This window comes from Streptomyces sp. NPDC047000 (assembly GCF_040644295.1).
Taxonomy (GTDB): Bacteria; Actinomycetota; Actinomycetes; order Streptomycetales; family Streptomycetaceae; genus Streptomyces.
In genome coordinates this window covers 25,605-40,835 of record NZ_JBEYWE010000003.1, presented here as the reverse complement: position 1 = coordinate 40,835, position 15,231 = coordinate 25,605, and the positions used below count along the sequence as shown (strand labels likewise).

General features: G+C 69.7%; 17 protein-coding genes. All 17 read left to right on the top strand.

What is annotated here, in order from left to right; genetic code table 11:
• The first annotated feature begins 8 nt into the window (after positions 1-8).
• Complete coding sequence (locus ABZ862_RS06470) at positions 9-1,301, top strand: PBSX family phage terminase large subunit (protein ID WP_360953264.1); 1,293 nt, start codon at positions 9-11, stop codon at positions 1,299-1,301.
• A complete protein-coding gene (locus ABZ862_RS06465) occupies positions 1,298-1,546 on the top strand; it encodes a hypothetical protein (protein WP_360953261.1) in 249 nt (82 codons plus the stop codon). Before ABZ862_RS06470 ends, ABZ862_RS06465 begins: the two co-directional genes overlap by 4 nt.
• A 46-nt stretch (positions 1,547-1,592) precedes the next feature.
• On the top strand, positions 1,593-3,137 hold the full coding sequence (locus ABZ862_RS06460) for a phage portal protein (RefSeq protein ID WP_360953258.1): 1,545 nt from the start codon (positions 1,593-1,595) through the stop codon (positions 3,135-3,137).
• Positions 3,138-3,149: 12 nt separating this feature from the next.
• The gene (locus tag ABZ862_RS06455; protein ID WP_360953255.1) at positions 3,150-4,316 is read left to right on the top strand and encodes a phage minor capsid protein; all 1,167 of its coding nucleotides are present in this window, start codon (positions 3,150-3,152) and stop codon (positions 4,314-4,316) included.
• A 141-nt stretch (positions 4,317-4,457) separates the two neighbouring features.
• Complete coding sequence (locus ABZ862_RS06450; RefSeq protein WP_360953252.1) at positions 4,458-5,264, top strand: hypothetical protein; 807 nt, start codon at positions 4,458-4,460, stop codon at positions 5,262-5,264.
• 17 nt (positions 5,265-5,281) lie between these two features.
• Complete coding sequence (locus tag ABZ862_RS06445; protein ID WP_360953249.1) at positions 5,282-6,346, top strand: major capsid protein; 1,065 nt, start codon at positions 5,282-5,284, stop codon at positions 6,344-6,346.
• A gap of 2 nt (positions 6,347-6,348) precedes the next feature.
• Positions 6,349-6,714, top strand: a complete 366-nt coding sequence (locus ABZ862_RS06440) for a hypothetical protein (RefSeq protein WP_360953246.1) — start codon at positions 6,349-6,351, stop codon at positions 6,712-6,714.
• Positions 6,711-7,268: a hypothetical protein gene (locus tag ABZ862_RS06435; RefSeq protein WP_360953243.1), complete on the top strand. Its 558-nt coding sequence runs from the start codon at positions 6,711-6,713 to the stop codon at positions 7,266-7,268. The genes ABZ862_RS06440 and ABZ862_RS06435 overlap by 4 nt, the downstream gene beginning before the upstream one ends.
• 16 nt (positions 7,269-7,284) lie before the next feature.
• Positions 7,285-7,797: a hypothetical protein gene (locus tag ABZ862_RS06430; RefSeq protein ID WP_360953240.1), complete on the top strand. Its 513-nt coding sequence runs from the start codon at positions 7,285-7,287 to the stop codon at positions 7,795-7,797.
• Positions 7,798-7,879: 82 nt separating this feature from the next.
• Entirely contained in the window at positions 7,880-8,830 is a 951-nt protein-coding gene (locus tag ABZ862_RS06425) for a hypothetical protein (protein ID WP_360953237.1), read from the top strand.
• Positions 8,827-9,555: a hypothetical protein gene (locus ABZ862_RS06420; RefSeq protein WP_360953234.1), complete on the top strand. Its 729-nt coding sequence runs from the start codon at positions 8,827-8,829 to the stop codon at positions 9,553-9,555. The genes ABZ862_RS06425 and ABZ862_RS06420 overlap by 4 nt, the downstream gene beginning before the upstream one ends.
• Positions 9,549-9,863: a hypothetical protein gene (locus ABZ862_RS06415; RefSeq protein ID WP_360953231.1), complete on the top strand. Its 315-nt coding sequence runs from the start codon at positions 9,549-9,551 to the stop codon at positions 9,861-9,863. The genes ABZ862_RS06420 and ABZ862_RS06415 overlap by 7 nt, the downstream gene beginning before the upstream one ends.
• A 12-nt stretch (positions 9,864-9,875) precedes the next feature.
• A complete protein-coding gene (locus tag ABZ862_RS06410) occupies positions 9,876-10,226 on the top strand; it encodes a hypothetical protein (RefSeq protein WP_360953228.1) in 351 nt (116 codons plus the stop codon).
• On the top strand, positions 10,223-10,657 hold the full coding sequence (locus ABZ862_RS06405) for a minor capsid protein (RefSeq protein WP_360953225.1): 435 nt from the start codon (positions 10,223-10,225) through the stop codon (positions 10,655-10,657). The genes ABZ862_RS06410 and ABZ862_RS06405 overlap by 4 nt, the downstream gene beginning before the upstream one ends.
• Before the next feature lie 13 nt (positions 10,658-10,670).
• A complete protein-coding gene (locus ABZ862_RS06400) occupies positions 10,671-11,138 on the top strand; it encodes a hypothetical protein (protein ID WP_360953222.1) in 468 nt (155 codons plus the stop codon).
• Positions 11,138-11,674 (top strand): hypothetical protein, encoded by a 537-nt coding sequence (locus ABZ862_RS06395; RefSeq protein WP_360953219.1) that lies wholly within the window; start codon positions 11,138-11,140, stop codon positions 11,672-11,674. Before ABZ862_RS06400 ends, ABZ862_RS06395 begins: the two co-directional genes overlap by 1 nt.
• 209 nt (positions 11,675-11,883) lie before the next feature.
• A complete protein-coding gene (locus tag ABZ862_RS06390; RefSeq protein WP_360953216.1) occupies positions 11,884-14,973 on the top strand; it encodes a phage tail tape measure protein in 3,090 nt (1,029 codons plus the stop codon).
• Positions 14,974-15,231 lie beyond the last annotated feature (258 nt).

Here is a 15,231-nt window from a genome sequence, read left to right as displayed (position 1 = left end):
GGGATCCTGTGGTTCAGCCCCTCGTCGGCAAGCAGCTGCGCGCCACCGCCCTCGCGACCGCCCGCGGGAACCTCTGGGAAGGCGCGGTCCGATCCTCGAAGACCGTCAGCAGCATCCTGGTCTGGCTGAAGTACGTCCGTACCGGCCCGCCCGGCGCGCTCCTCATGGTCGGCAAGACCGAGCGCACCTTGAAGCGCAACATCATCGACCCCATCATCGAGATGGTCGGCGTGAAGCGCTGCAAGTACAAGGCCGGCGCGGGTGAGGTCATCATCTTCGGCCGGACCATCTATGTGGCCGGCGCAGCCGACGAGCGGGCTGCCGACAAAATCAAGGGCATGACCCTCGCAGGCGCGTACTGCGACGAGGTCACCACATTCCCCGAGTCGTTCTTCTCGATGCTCGGCACCCGCCTGTCCGTCGAGGGCGCCCAGTGGTTCGGGACGACCAACCCCGAGGGCCCGAACCACTGGCTGAAGAAGAAGTTCCTGGACCGCGCACGCCTGCACCTGCGACGGGACGGCACGGTCGTCGAGTCGAGCGACCCGAAGGCCCTGGACCTCCACCGGTTCAGCTTCAGCCTGGACGACAACCCGTACCTCCCGCCGGCCTACGTCGCCAACCTCAAGCTCGAGTACCAGGGCCTCTTCTACCGGCGGTTCGTCCTCGGCGAGTGGTGCCTGGCTGAAGGCGTCGTCTACGACATGTTCGACGAGGTGAAGCACGTCGTCGATGTGATCCCCGAGGTCCGGCACTGGATGTGCGTGGGCATCGACTACGGCACGATCAACCCGTTCGCCGCGCTGCTGGTCGGTGTGGGCACGGACGACCGGCTGTATGTGGCCTCCGAGTACCGGCACGATTCCCGGGCCGAGCGGCGGCAGCTGACGGACGCCCAGTACAGCGTCGCGGTGCGGGAGTGGCTGGGCACCTACCGGCACAAGGGCGTCGAGGGTGTCACGCCTCAATGGATCTTCGTCGACCCGAGCGCCGCCTCGTTCATGACGCAGCTCTGGTCCGACGGTGTGCAGGGCCTGGCGAAGGCCAACAACGAGGTGAAGGACGGCATCCGCTCGGTGAGCGTGGCGCTCGGCTCGAACCTCCTGCACGTCCACCGTTCCTGCGCTGACCTCCTCGCCGAGCTGCCGTCGTACGCCTGGGACGAGAAGGCCGCGAAGGTCGGAGAAGACGCACCGATGAAGGTCGACGACCACAGCGTCGACGCACTGCGGTACGCCCTGCACTCCACGGCACACGAGTGGCGGCACCTGGTCCGCGCGAACCTGGAGGTGGCAGCGTGAACGCCTGGTGGTCATGGGTCCTCACCGCAGTCGGCGTGACCGGTCTCCATTTCGCCGGACGCCGCCGCGCACTCGGATGGGCCATCGGACTCGGCGCCCAAGTGCTTTGGATCGCCTACGCGCTGGCGACCAAGCAGTACGGATTCCTTGTCTCTGCGGGCGCCTACGGATGGGTGTACGCACGGAACTTTCGCGACTGGACGAAGCGCGACCATGACGCGGAGGTGTCCGATGCCGCTCCCTGAGAAGGGCGTCCGGTGGCCGCCGGTCCACCCCGCAATCCAAGCCGACATGGCCGACTGGAGCGCGTGGTTCTCGGCGAACCCTGACCGGCTGGCCTACCGGTACCAGAACCGGAACCGTGACAACTCCCGCTTCGGGACCCCGCAGAACCGGCCCAGCCAGTACCGCGGCGGCGTCGTCGGCACCATCGCCCGCTGGTTCTGGGGTGAGCCCACCCCGCTCGGCGAGAAGCGCGCCAACCTCCACATGCCGCTCGCCCGGGACATCGCCCGCACGAGCAGCGACCTCCTCTACTCCGAGCCGCCCACCCTGAAGGCCGAGAACCCGGCCACCCAGGAGCGCCTTGAAGCGCTCATGGACCTCGGAATGAAGCGCACCCTGATCGCGTCCGGCGAGACCGGATCCGCCCTCGGCGGCGCGTACCTGCGGATCGTCTGGGACGACGCGATCCGCCCAGGCCCGTGGATCAGCATGGTGCACGCCGACGGCGCCGCCCCGGTCTTCGCCCACGGCGACATCCTGCGCGCTGTCACCTTCTGGACCGTCCTCGCCTGCGACGAGCAGCGCGTCGTACGGCACCTGGAGCGGCACGAGCCCGGCGTGATCCTGCACGGTGTCTACGACGGCACCGAGAACCACCTGGGCAAGCCGCTGCCCCTCACGGAGTTCGAGGAGACAAAGGACTACCTTCCCGTCCGGCAGCTGCCTGTCGGCATGGAGAAGAAACTCGCCGTCTCGTACATCCCGAACACGATGTTCGCCCCGGACTGGCGGGACATCCCGGGCGCTGCCGGCCTCGGCGCCTCGGACTACCAGGGGGCGGAGACGTTCCTGTCGGCGATCGACGAGACGTACACCTCGTGGATGCGGGACATCCGCCTCGCCAAGAGCCGGATCATCGTCCCCGCGGGTTACCTCTCCTCCAACGGGCCCGGCCTGGGCGCCGTGTGGGAGGACCGCGACGTGTACGCCCCGATGAACGTACCGCCCACCAGCGATCACCAGATCACCCTGAACCAGTTCCTGATCCGGCACGAGGAGCATCGCGCCACGATCGAGGACCTCGTGGGCAAGGTCATCCGGAACGCTGGCTACTCGGGCGGCACGTTCGGCGACGACTCCGCCGGCCAGGCCGTCACCGCGACGGAGATCAAGGCCCGCACCGCCCGGTCCATGACCACCCGGGCCCGGAAGGCCGAACTCGCCGCGACCGGCATCGCGGACATCGTCGAGGTCCTCCTCGCACTCGAGGCCTCTGGCATGTTCCCTGGGGTGTCTGCGGTCGAGGTCGAGCGGCCGGACGTCGACTTCCAGGACAGCGTCCAGGACGACATCAAGACGCTGGCCGAGACCGCCGCTCTACTCCAGCAGGCCGAGGCCATGTCGACTGAGGCGAAGGTCGCGTTCTTGCACCCGGACTGGAGCGAGACCGAGCAGAGCGAGGAGGTCGACCGGATCCTCAAGGAGACCGGCCGGCTGGTCGAAGACCCGTTGACCCTCGGCGCAGACCGGCCGCCCTTCGACGAACAGCCCCCGGGCACCGGTCAGCAGAGCGACAGCGCTGCGGCCGGGGACGGCGCGGCTTCGGAGTAACGGGAGGCCCCGATGCCGGTCAGCCCGGCCATGGCCGAGGATCTGGCGGCCGCCGTCTCCACGCTGTACGAGCAGGCGGAGTTGGCTCTGGTCGAGAAGGTCACACAGGCGCTCGCCGAAGGACTCGACTCGCCCCTGTGGGCGGACCTGAAGCTCGCCGCCATCGGTAACCTGCGCACCGCGATCGAGGAGATCATCGCCGTACTCCAGGTCGACTCTGCTGGCGCGATCCACCAGGCGCTCGCCGAGGCGTACGGCCGCGGGCAGCAGGCTGCTGTCGCTGAACTCGGCGCGCTCGCGACCGGGCCAGGGCTGGCCGCTGCCGAGGCGCTGCCCACTGCGGCCGCCGTGGACCGGCTGGCGGCCGCCCTGGTCCAGGAGACCGGGCCTGTTCACTTGCGGATCCTGCGCGCTGGCCTGGACGTCTACCGGGGTGTAGTGGCGCAGGCTACATCGGCGCCGCTGCTGGGCGCGACGACCCGGCGCGAGGCCGCAGGGCGTGCGCTACAGCGCTTTGCGGACCGCGGGGTGACAGGCTTCGTGGACCGGTCCGGCAGGGCCTGGAACATGGCCAGCTACGTCGAGATGGCCACCCGCAGCGCGCTCGGACGTGCGGCTGTGCAGGCCCACACGGATCGCCTGGCGGCTGCTGGCGTGGACCTGGTCATCGTCTCCGACGCGCCTGAGGAATGCGAGCGCTGCCGCCCTTGGGAGGGAAAGGTGCTGCGGCGTGACGGTCCCTCGGGCGCGGACGTGGTCGAGGTCGAGCACGCCACGGAGGACGAGCGTATGGTCCGTGTCCGCGTGGCCGGCAGCTTCCCGGAGGCGCGGGCGGCTGGCCTGATGCACCCGAACTGTCGCCACTCGGTCGCGATCTACCTGCCTGGGGTGACTCAGCCGCGACCGAAACCCCCGTCGCGGGGCACGTACGAGCAGTCGCAGGAGCAGCGGTACTACGAGCGGCAGGTCCGCAAGTGGAAGCGCAAACAGGCGGCGGCGGAAGGCGTTCAGGACGCCACGGCTGCACGCGCCCGGGTGCGGGACTACCAGAAGCGGATCCGTGAGCTGACCGCCGAGACCGGGCTTCCTCGAAAGAGTCACCGCGAGCAGATCGACGCGCCAGCGCAACCGGCAAGCGGTGATCGCCCCGCACAGTCGGCCAGACGCGCTGTGCGCTGAAACAGGCTTCCGTCCGCCTGGAGCGGCCGGACTACGCCAGCCCGCCAGGTGCGGACCGGCGGCACCCCTTCGGGACCGCCAGGTGCGGCCCGGATCTCTGATGCCCGCCGGGTGCGGGCGACCACTGCCCTTGGAGGGCGTATGCAGAGGAACACCCTGCCCCGACACCGACTCTCCGGAGGCGGCTGGGCGCACCCGTACAGCCACGGCCCTTTCTCCCCGTTCCTGTACGCGGACGGAGGGGACGGCGGCGGCTCCGGATCCGAAGGCGGCGACACCGGAGGGACCGGTGAAGGCGACCAGGGCGCGGGAGGCGAGGGCGGAACCGGCGACGGGGGCAACTCCGGCGGCGGTGACGGCGGCCAGGGCGCAGGCGACGGCGCTGGGAAGAGTGGCGGCCAGGGCGAGGACGACGGAGCCAAGATCAAGCGGCTGGAGCGTGAGCTGCACGCCGCCCGCTCAGAGGCCGGGAAGTCCCGCAACGACGCGAAGAAGCAGGCCGCCGACGACGCGGTGAAGGCCCTGACGCAGCAGCTCGGCAAGGCGCTCGGCTTCGTGAAGGACGACACGCCGCCAGACCCGAAGGCCCTGGCCGAGGCGATCACAGCGAAGGACGACACGATCGCCGAGCGGGAGTCGACGATCCAGGGCCTGAACGTCGAGCTGTCCGTGTGGGCCCGGGCGGACAAGCTGTCCGCGAAGGCCGGCGCGCTCCTCGACTCGCGCGGCTTCGTCAAGGCGATCTCCGCCCTCGACCCCTCCGAGAAGGGCTTCACGACCGCCCTCGACCAGGCGATCAAGGACGCGGTCAAGGAGAACCCCGCGTTCGCGGCCACCCCACCCGCCGGCAAGTCCGGTGGGGACCTCTCCGGCGGCACCGGCGAAGGCGCTGCCAAGAAGCGATCCGGCTCCCTCACTGGGGCGGTCGGCTCGCACTACCAGACCTGACCTCAGAGGAGGACCCCGTGCCCGTGACCCTTGCGCAGGCGCAGACCAACACCCAGGCGGACGTGGACTTCGCCGTCATCGACAACCTCCGCCGCTACAGCTGGCTGCTGGACCAGATCGTGTTCGACGACACGGTCACCCCGGGCACCGGTGGCGGCACCCTCACCTATGGCTTCACCAGGCTCACTTCCGCGCGATCGGCTTCCTTCCGCGCGCTGAACAGCGAGTACTCCACCGCGCAGGCGCAGCGGCAGCGGTTCAGCGTGGACCTCAAGCCCCTCGGCGGCTCCTTCGCCGTGGACCGGGTCCTGGCCCGCCTCGGACAGGCACAGACCAACGAGATCACCTTCCAGATGCAGCAGCTCCTGACCGCGACTCGCACGCGGTTCCAGGACGAGCTGATCAACGGTGACACCGCGGTCGACGACAACGGGTTCGACGGCCTGGACAAGGCGCTCACGGGCACGGCCACCGAGTACCTGCCGGTGAACGAGGGCGTCACGGCCGGATACCTCGACTGGACCCGCGGCACGATCGACACCCAGGCCGAGGCCATGGCGCAGCTCGACGTCGTCGACGACTTCCTGTCGCGCATCGTCCCGTCCCACACCGGGGGCGGCGACCAGGGCATGCCGGGCGCGCTCCCGCCGGGTGTGAAGGCCATCCTCGGCAACACCAAGAGCATCACCCGCCTGCGGGCGCTCGCCCGCTGGGCCGGCATCTACGCCCAGAGCAAGGACGACCTCGGCCGCCAGATCGAGTACTACGGCCCGTGGGTCCTCCAGGACCTCGGTGACAACGCGCTCGGCTCGGCACCGATCATCCCGATCGAGACCCGCGACGCCGACGGCGCGGGCGGCGGCGGCAACATCACGAACCTGACCGACATCTACGCGGCCAGCTTCGGCCTGGACACGCTGCACGGCGCGTCCGTCGCGGGCGTCCCGCTGGTGCAGACGTGGATGCCCGACTTCAGCCAGTCCGGCGCGGTCAAGTCGGGTGAGATCGAGATGGGCCCGGCCGCCATGGTGCTCCGCAACACCAAGGGCTGCGGCGTCCTGCGGAACCTGAAGGTGGCCTGATCATGAACGCCTTCAGCGTGACCGCCCCCGTGGCGGGCTTCAGCGGCGAGAGTGCCAGCGTCGTCTTCAAGGACGGCGCCGGTCGCGTCGACGACAGCACGAAGGAGGGCCGGGCGGCGATCGAATACTTCCGCCGCCGCGGCTACGCCCTCGTCCCCGAGGACGACGGGCCGCAGGAGTCCGAGGACAGCACCACGCCGTCCGCGCCGTTCGACCCGTCCGAGCACTCCGCGGAGGGCGTGCTCGCCTACCTCGACACGACCACCGACGCGGACGAGATCGCCCGTGTCCTCGCCGCCGAGCAGGCAGGCAAGGCCCGTAAGACCGTCCTCGCCCGCGGCGAGCAGCAGCAGGAGGCACAGAAGTGACCGTCCACGGCGCATACCGCGGGATCCCCCGCGACGACCTCGGATACCTCAACAGCGCGGGCAGGCCGGACGTGTTCCACCGGGCCAACCTCCCGCGCGTCGGCCTGGACGACGTCGCCGCGCTCGCCACGGGCGTGATGACGTCGGTGGACCTGTGGCTGAACGAGGGCGACCTCGTCACCAACCTCACGTTCGTCTCCGCAGGTACGGCGGCCGGCACCCCGACCAACTGGTGGTTCGCGCTGTACGACCCGACCGGCGCGCTGATGGCGCAGACGGCGGACCAGACCAGCACGGCGTGGGCGGCGGACACGGTCAAGACGCTGGCACTGGCCACGGCGCAGCGGATCACCCGCTCGGGCAAGTACAAGGCGGCGATCAACGTCACGGCGACGACTCCGCCGACGCTCGTCGGCACGGTCGGCGCGAAGCCCGTCCTGTCCGGCGAGGCGAACCTGTCACAGACGTCCGGCAGCGGCCTGACCACCACGGCCCCGGCGACGATCGCGACCCCGGCGTTCAAGCGCCAGGTCCCGCTCGTCATCGCGACCTGATCGGAGGTACGGACAGATGCCTCTCTCTGGAGCGATGCTCGCCGTGTCCGCCTATGCGGAGCTGAGCACGGCACTGGACCTCGGTACGGGCAAGGCGCCGCAGTCGCTGTCCCGCCAGATGTCCCTCAAGAACGGCACGGCGGCAGGCCAGGCCGACAGGGTGTTCTCCGACCGCCGGACGCTCGCCGCGTCGGCTACCGAGGACCTCGACCTGGCGGGCGTACTCCTCGACGCCTTCGGCAGCGCGATCACCTTCGCCCGGATCAAGGGCCTGGTGATCGCGGCGGCGGCCGGGAACACGAACAACGTGGTGGTTGGGGCTGCTGCGTCGAATCCGTGGGCCACGCTGCTCAGTTCCACGGGCACCGTGACTCTGCGGCCAGGCGCGTTCCTCGCGGTCGGTACCGGAACTGCGGACGCCACCGGCTACGCGGTCACCGCAGCGACGGCGGATCTCCTGAAGATCGCCAACAGCGCTGGGTCGACGTCGGTGACCTACGACATCCACATCATCGGCGCGTCCGCGTAGCTGCCGCGCTCAAGGGGTGCGGGAGGCCCTGGCGGTGGGCCTCCCGCACCCCTTCCGCCCATTGAGCAAAGGGGGGCTGATCGTGCCTGCAACCGGCTATGTGAGCCCGACAGGGGACGCGCGCAAGGTCAACCGGTCCGGGGACACGATGACCGGGGACCTGGTGCTCGCCGACTCCACGCCGGACACCGCCGCGTCGGCCGCCTCGAAGGAGTACACGGACACGACGGCCGTCTCGAGCGCGGCGGGCGCGGTGACGGTGCACGTGGGTGCGACAGATCCGCATGGGGACCGGGCAGCGGCAGTCGGGGCGTTGGCTGGCCATGTCGGGGCCACCGACCCGCACGGCGACCGGGCAGCCGCTACGACGGCGCTGGATGGCCATGTCGGGGCCACTGACCCACACGGGGACCGGACAGCCGCAACCACGGCCCTGACCGCGCACGCTGGCGGGAGCGATCCGCACGGGGATCGCGCTTACGCCGACGACAAGTTCGCCACCAAGCTGGATCTCACGGCTCTGGGCGGCACCGTCAACAGCCTCTCCAGCGCAGTCAGTAACCTGGACGGGTTCGTCAGCGACTGCCTCACCCGAGTCCAGAACATCGAACAGGGCACCGCCTACCTCAACGGCGGCCACTACGTCGGCCCCGTCGACATCACCGGCTTCAGCCTCACCATCAACGATGGCAATCTGCTCATCGTCTCCAGCGGCACCGCCATCAACCGGCTTGCCCGCGGCGGCGACGGCTTCTACGCGGCCTACGTCCTCGCGAACGGACCGAACGAAGCCGATGAGCGGTGGGCGTTCCAGATGGCCCCAGGTTCCGATGACGTTCGCCTCGTCGACGCGGCGAACGGCGTGCAGGTGCTGCGATTCGCCTCGGGCGCCACGGCGCGAGTCGGGTTTCTGGGCGCCGCACCCGTCGCCCGACAGTCCGTGACTGGCTCTCGCAGCGACGGCAGCGCACTCGCCTCCCTCCTGACCGCTCTGGCCGCCCTCGGCCTCATCACGGACGGGTCGACCCTATGACCTCCGTCATCGCAGGGCAGCCCATCGCCCTCCTGGCCCAGTGGTACGAGTACGAGGGCGGCCCGCTCGTCGACCTCGATGCCACACCCACAATCGGCATCACCCGGGTCGCTGGCGGGACGGTCGTCCTGGCCCCGACGACTACCGGTGTCTCCCACCCGGGGACCGGCTCGTACGGCTACGGCTGGACGCCCGCCGTCGACCTCGCCCCCGGCCTGTACCTGGCTTTGTGGAGCGGCGCGAAGGCCGGGAGCCCAGTCACTGCGACCGAGTCCCTCACCGTCACCGCGCCAACGACGGGCCGCGTGTACGCGACGGTCCCGGAGTACGAGGCGTACCCAGGGGGCACGTCGCCCGCGCCGTCGACCACGGGGACCCGCCTGGTGCAGGCGTCGCGCATGCTGGACCGGCAGGTGCTTCGGTACTGCGTGTACGACGTCGACACGGCCTCCGGGACGCCGACCCACCCGCTGGTGATCGCCGCGCTCCGGGACGCGGTGTGTGCGCAGGTCGCATGGTGGGAACAGGTCGGCGACCCGTCCGGCGCCGATGCGGTCGGCTGGGAGTCGGTCTCCATCGGCTCCGTGAACCTCGGCCGCTCGGTGACCGCGGTGTCCGGCGAGGACGCCCCGGCCCGGCAGATCGCCCCGGCCGCCTGGGACGCGCTCCTCAGTCTTGACCTGACACCGGGCGTCTTCCGCATGGGCGCGGTGGTCTCGTGCTGATCCCGCGCTTCCTGATGCGGCACCAGATCACTGTCGAACCGTACCTCGGCAACACCAGCAAGGGCCCCAAGTACGGGGCCCCGGTGACGGTCCGGTGCTTCGTGGACGAGCAGACCCGCGGTGTCCGTACGCCGGACGGCGAGCAGGTCACCTCGACCTCGACGGCCTTCGCCGACCCGGGCACGCAGGCACCGGCTTTCTCCCGCGTCACGCTCCCCTCCGGCCGGGTCACCAAGGTCATCCAGACCAAGGACCGCGACGGCGGCGGCCTGCCCGTCCCCAACCACGTGGAGATCCAGCTCGAATAGAGGGAGGCCGTCATGGCGCAGTCCTTCCGGCTCACCTGGCGCGGGCCCGCCGTCGTCGCCGAGCTGCGCCGCGGCGCCGCGCGCGGCCTGTACATCGCAGCCGAGCACGTCCTCGGCGAGTCCAAGAACGTCGTCCCGCTGGACGAGAGTCCGCTCATGCACTCCGGCACCGCGAGTGTGGACGAGGGCTCGCTCACCGCGATGGTGTCCTACGACACCCCGTACGCGGTCATCCAGCACGAGCGGCTCGACTTTCGCCACGCACCCGGGCGGACGGCCAAGTACCTGGAGGGCCCGGTCAACCGGAACGGCCCGACCGTGCAGGCGCTGATCGCCGCACAGATGCGGCGGTCGCTGCGGTGAGCGGCTACACCGGCAGCCTGCTGGACGGGATCGCTGGCCTCCTACAAGAAGCCGGCATCGGCATCTTCCGGCCAGACGACGTCATCGCGGACCCGGACGCCGGGATCTTCCGCGGCGTGATGCCCGACAGCCCGAACCGGGCACTCGGCCTGACCGCGTACCCGGTCACCGACGACGACACGGAGAACGCGGTAACCGGGGTGCAGATCCGCATGCGCGCGGGACGGGACCCGGACGCGATCGACGACATGGCCGACGCCGTCTGGGGCGCGCTGCACGGCCGCCGGCATTACGACTGCGGCGGCATCCATGTGGCGCTGTCGTGGCGGCAGTCGCAGGACTGGATCGGCCAGGACGCGCACGGGCGCATGGAGCTGGCCGCGAACTTCTACTTCCGGACCGTGCGGTCCGGGACCTATCTGATCGACTAGGAAGGGCCTCGTCATGACCACTCCCGTGACCGCACTCGCCCGCAGGTGGGCGCTCCAGATCGACATGTCCGCCGCGAAGGACGGCTCGGACTGGCAGACCGTGATCGGGGTGACGGAGTTCAACCCGGCGGCGGAGCCCAACATCGAGGACAGCAGCGACTACGACGGCGGCGGCTGGGCGGGCAACACCAAGACTGGCCAGTCCTGGGAGCTGGGCGTCACGATCAACCGGCGCATCAACGACCAGACGAAGGTGTACCACGTCACGCATGAGGCCTTCAGGGCCGCCGCGTACGCCTTCGGATCGGCGTCCCAGGTTCATGTCCGCTACTACGACCGCGACGGGCTGCCCGAGGCGTACGAGGGCACCGCGCTGGTGACGTGGGCGCCGTCCGGCGGCGAGTACACCGCCCTGGACCAGGTCGAGATGACGCTGACCGGCGACGGCCCGCTGCTGCTCATCACGAACCCGGTGGCCTGATGGCGAACAGCACCGCGTTCGAGGCCCTCGACGACTTCCTCTCTGACGGCCTCCTCCTGCCCGTCAAGTGCGCGGACGGGGTCACGCGGGAGTACCACATTCCCGACCCGTCCGCCGAGGCCGGTATCAAGATCGAGCGGATCACCAGCCTGGCCGCACGGCTGGCGGCCGGCGGGGCGGCACCGGAGGGTCCGGTCCTCGACGACCGCGAGGAGCTGGACCTGTACCGGCTCTGCCTGGGCGACGCGTACGAGAAGCTCCGCGCCGAGACGTCGTGGAGCATGTTCAAGCACGTCAGCCTCACGGTGATGTTCTGGATCACCACCGACGAGGACACCGCCCTCGCGTACTGGCGCACCGGCGAGGCCCCGGGAAAAGCGGCGAGGAACCGGGCGGAGCGGCGGCGGCAACAGCGCGGCTCCTCGGCGTCGGCTGCGGCAAGCGGGACCCGGTCACTGGCCTCTACGAGTGGTACGAGGGCGGGATCCCGGCGCCGAAGCAGGGGCAGCGGAGGCCGGGGCCCCCAGCCGATCTGAACTGGCGCACGCTCCTCGCCCAGTGGGCGCTCATCGAGGCCGACCTCCACGAGGCGTACGGCATCGACGTGGAGGACGGCATCCTCCAGCGCCGCACGTGGCGCTGGCTCCAACTCCGCATCCTCGGCCTCCTCTCCACGGAGAGCAGGCTTCAGCGGCATTTCAACCCTCCTGAGGAACCTCGCACCAGCACCCGACGGAGGTGAGCCGTGGCCCTGACCGTCGGCGAGCTGAACGCGATCTTCACCATCGACGACCGCGCGGTGGACCCCGCGCTCCGCCGCGCCGAGCAGGCGCTGCGCCAGGCGGGCAGCAGCATGGGCGACGACGCCGAGCGGGCGGGCCAGCAGGCCGGGACCGCGCTCGGCGGCGGCTTCGTCCGCGGCGCTGACGACCAGTGGCGGAACATGCGCGGCGAGCTGGTCGACGCCGTCACGGCCGCCGCGCTGGAGGCGGAGCGCGAGGCCCGCATGGGCGGGCAGCGTGCTGGGGCGGCGCTCGGCGACGGGCTCGCGGACGGCGCCTCGGATGGGGCGGACGGGGCCGTCGCGGCGACCGAGTCCAAGCTCGACAGGCTGAAGACCGCCGCACTCGGTATCGGTGTCGCCGCCGGCGCGGTGCTCATGGACGCGTTCGGCCAGGCGATGGAGCAGTCCCAGATCACGGGACGGCTCGGCGCGCAGCTCGGCGCCACGGGCCCAGAGGCACAGCGGTACGGGCACATCGCTGGCCAGATGTACGCGTCGGCTGTCACCGAGGACTTCCAGGGCGCGGCGGACGCAATCTCGGTGACGATGCGGTCCGGACTGCTCCCGACGGGGGCGACCGAGGCGCAGATCCAGAGCATCTCAACCAAGGTCTCCGACCTCGCGGCCACCTTCGAGCTGGACCTCGGACAGGCCGCGAACGCCGCCGGTCAGATGATCAAGACGGGGCTGGCCAAGGACGGCACACAGGCGCTCGACGTCATGACTCGCGGCCTCCAGGTGATGGGGCCGAGGGCCGACGACTTGGCCGACACGTTCAACGAATACAGCACCATTTTCCGGCAGATGGGTCTCGACGCAACCACGACGACGGGCCTCCTTTCACAGGGAATGAAAGCGGGCGCACGCGATACCGATGTGGTCGCCGACGCGCTGAAAGAATTCACGCTCATCACGCAGGGCGGCGGCAAAGAGGTCGACGCCGCGTTCAAGAAGATCCACCTCTCTGGAAAGCAGATGCAGGCTGCTTTCATTAAGGGCGGCCCGGAAGCGAAGAAGGGGCTCGACAAGGTCTTTGACGGCCTCCGGAAGATCAAGGATCCGGCCACACGCAACGCCGTCGCCCTGACTCTCTTCGCCACGAAGAGCGAGGACACGCAGAAGGCTTTGATGGCGCTCGACCCGTCGTCGGCAGCGTCTGCGCTCGGGCAGGTCGGCGGGGCAGCCGACAAGATGGGCAACAGCCTCCGCGACGGCGCCGGGGTGAAGGTCGAGCAGTTCAAGCGGAAGGCCATGCAGGGCCTTATCGATTTCCTCGGAACCAGCGTGATTCCGAAGTTGTCGACCGTCTTCAATTTCGTTCAGGAGCATTCGGGGGCATTCAAGGTCGCGGCGGTCGGAGTGCTAGCACTCGGCGCGGCTTTCTCTGTCGCAGCGATCGGCGTATGGGCGATGAACAGCGCCATGCTCGCGAACCCGATGTTCTGGATTATCGCGGGAATCGCTGTCGCTGTCGTCGGCCTGGTGATGCTGGTCGTCACCTACTGGGACCAGATCAAATCGGCCACGCTGGCGGCCTGGGGCTGGGTGGTCGACAAACTGGTCTGGGCCAAGGACATGATGGTTCAGGCTTTCCTGAACTTCACCCTGATCGGCCTGATCATCAAGCACTGGTCGGCCATCAAGTCGGGCACGGTCTCCGCCTGGAACAGCCTGGTCGGCTGGGTGAAGGGCGTCCCCGGGATGCTCTACAACGCCTTCCTGAACTTCACCCTGATCGGCTTGGTCATCAAGCACTGGTCGACCATCAAGAAGGTCACGGTGTCGAAGGCGCTGGAGATGGTCGCCTGGGTCCGCGGCCTGCCAGGGCGCATCTCGGCCGCAATGGGCTCCATGGGCTCCCTCCTCGTCCAGAAGGGCCGCAACGTCGTACAGGGCCTGTGGAACGGCATCTCCGGCATGGGCGGCTGGATCCGCTCGAAGCTGATGGGCTGGGCGAAGAGCGCGATCCCGGGACCGATCGCGAAGGCCCTGGGCATCAACAGCCCGTCCAAGGTGACCAAGGCTCAGGGCCGGTGGATCGCCCGCGGCCTGGTCGACGGTCTCACCGGGTCCTCGAAGCAGGTCAAGGCGGCCGCCACGAAGCTGGCGGACATCGTCGCCGACAGCATGCGCCCGGGCCGGGCGCGCTCGAGCGCGCTGAAGAGGATCAGCCAGGACAGCAAGAAGCTGATCAAGCTGGCGGATCAACGCGAGAGGGTTGCCGCGCGGCTGAAGGCGACGCAGAAGCGGCTGTCCGACCTCACGAGCGCACGGAGCAAGCTCGCCGCGGACGTGAAGAAGGGGGTGCTGGACAGCGCCGACATCACGAAGCAGGACTCGGGCGGCTGGCCGCAGACCGCGGAGACGATCCTCGCCGGGCTGAAGCAGGACACCGCCGCGGCCCAGCAGTTCGCGAAGAACCTCGCCACGCTCCGCAAGAAGGGCGTGCGTGCGGACCTGATCGCGCAGATCGCGCAGGCCGGAGTCGAGCAGGGCTCCTCTGCGGCTGCCGCCCTGGCGAACGCGAACTCGAGCCAGGTGAAGCAGATCAACTCGCAGCAGAAGGCGCTCGTCGCTGCGGCCGGCCAGGCCGGGGCGACCGCGGGCGATGCCATGTACGGCGCGGGCATCCACGCGGCGCAGGGCTTGATCAAGGGGCTCTCGTCGCAGCAGAAGCAGATCGAGAAGCAGATGTTGCAGATCGCCAAGGGCATGTCCAAGGCGATTCGTGCGGCGCTGGGGATCAAGAGCCCGTCGAGGGTCATGGCGCGCGTGGGCGCGTACACGGCCGAGGGCCTGCGTCGGGGCATCGAGTCCGGCCGAACGGCGGTCAACAGGTCGATGGCGTCGCTGGTGGAGACTCCGGCGCCGGGCTCGTGGGACAGCGCGTCCGGGCGTGCGCGCGCGGCTGCGGCGCAGCGGGTTGTGCTGGAGCTGCGGTCCTCGGGGAGTGCCGAGGACGACTACCTGATCGGCCGTGTGCGACGCGGCATCCGGAAGAAGGGCGGCGGCGACGTCGACCTCGTCCTGGCGGGAAGGAGGTTAAGCTGATGGCCTTCCCGGAAGATCCGCTGGGCTCGCGCGTCGAGTTCCAGATCGGTGGGGTGTGGACGGACGTCACGCCGTACGTGCAGACGGAGAGCCTCATCACGCACTCCTGCGGCCGTACAGGTGAGGGCCAGGGGGTCGATCCGGCCTCCTGCGCCGTCGTCCTCAAGAGCCCCGATGGCCTCTTCGCCCGGCGCAACCCGCGGAGCCCGTACTACGGACTCTTGACACGGAACACTCCGATGCGGGTGTCCGTCGTCA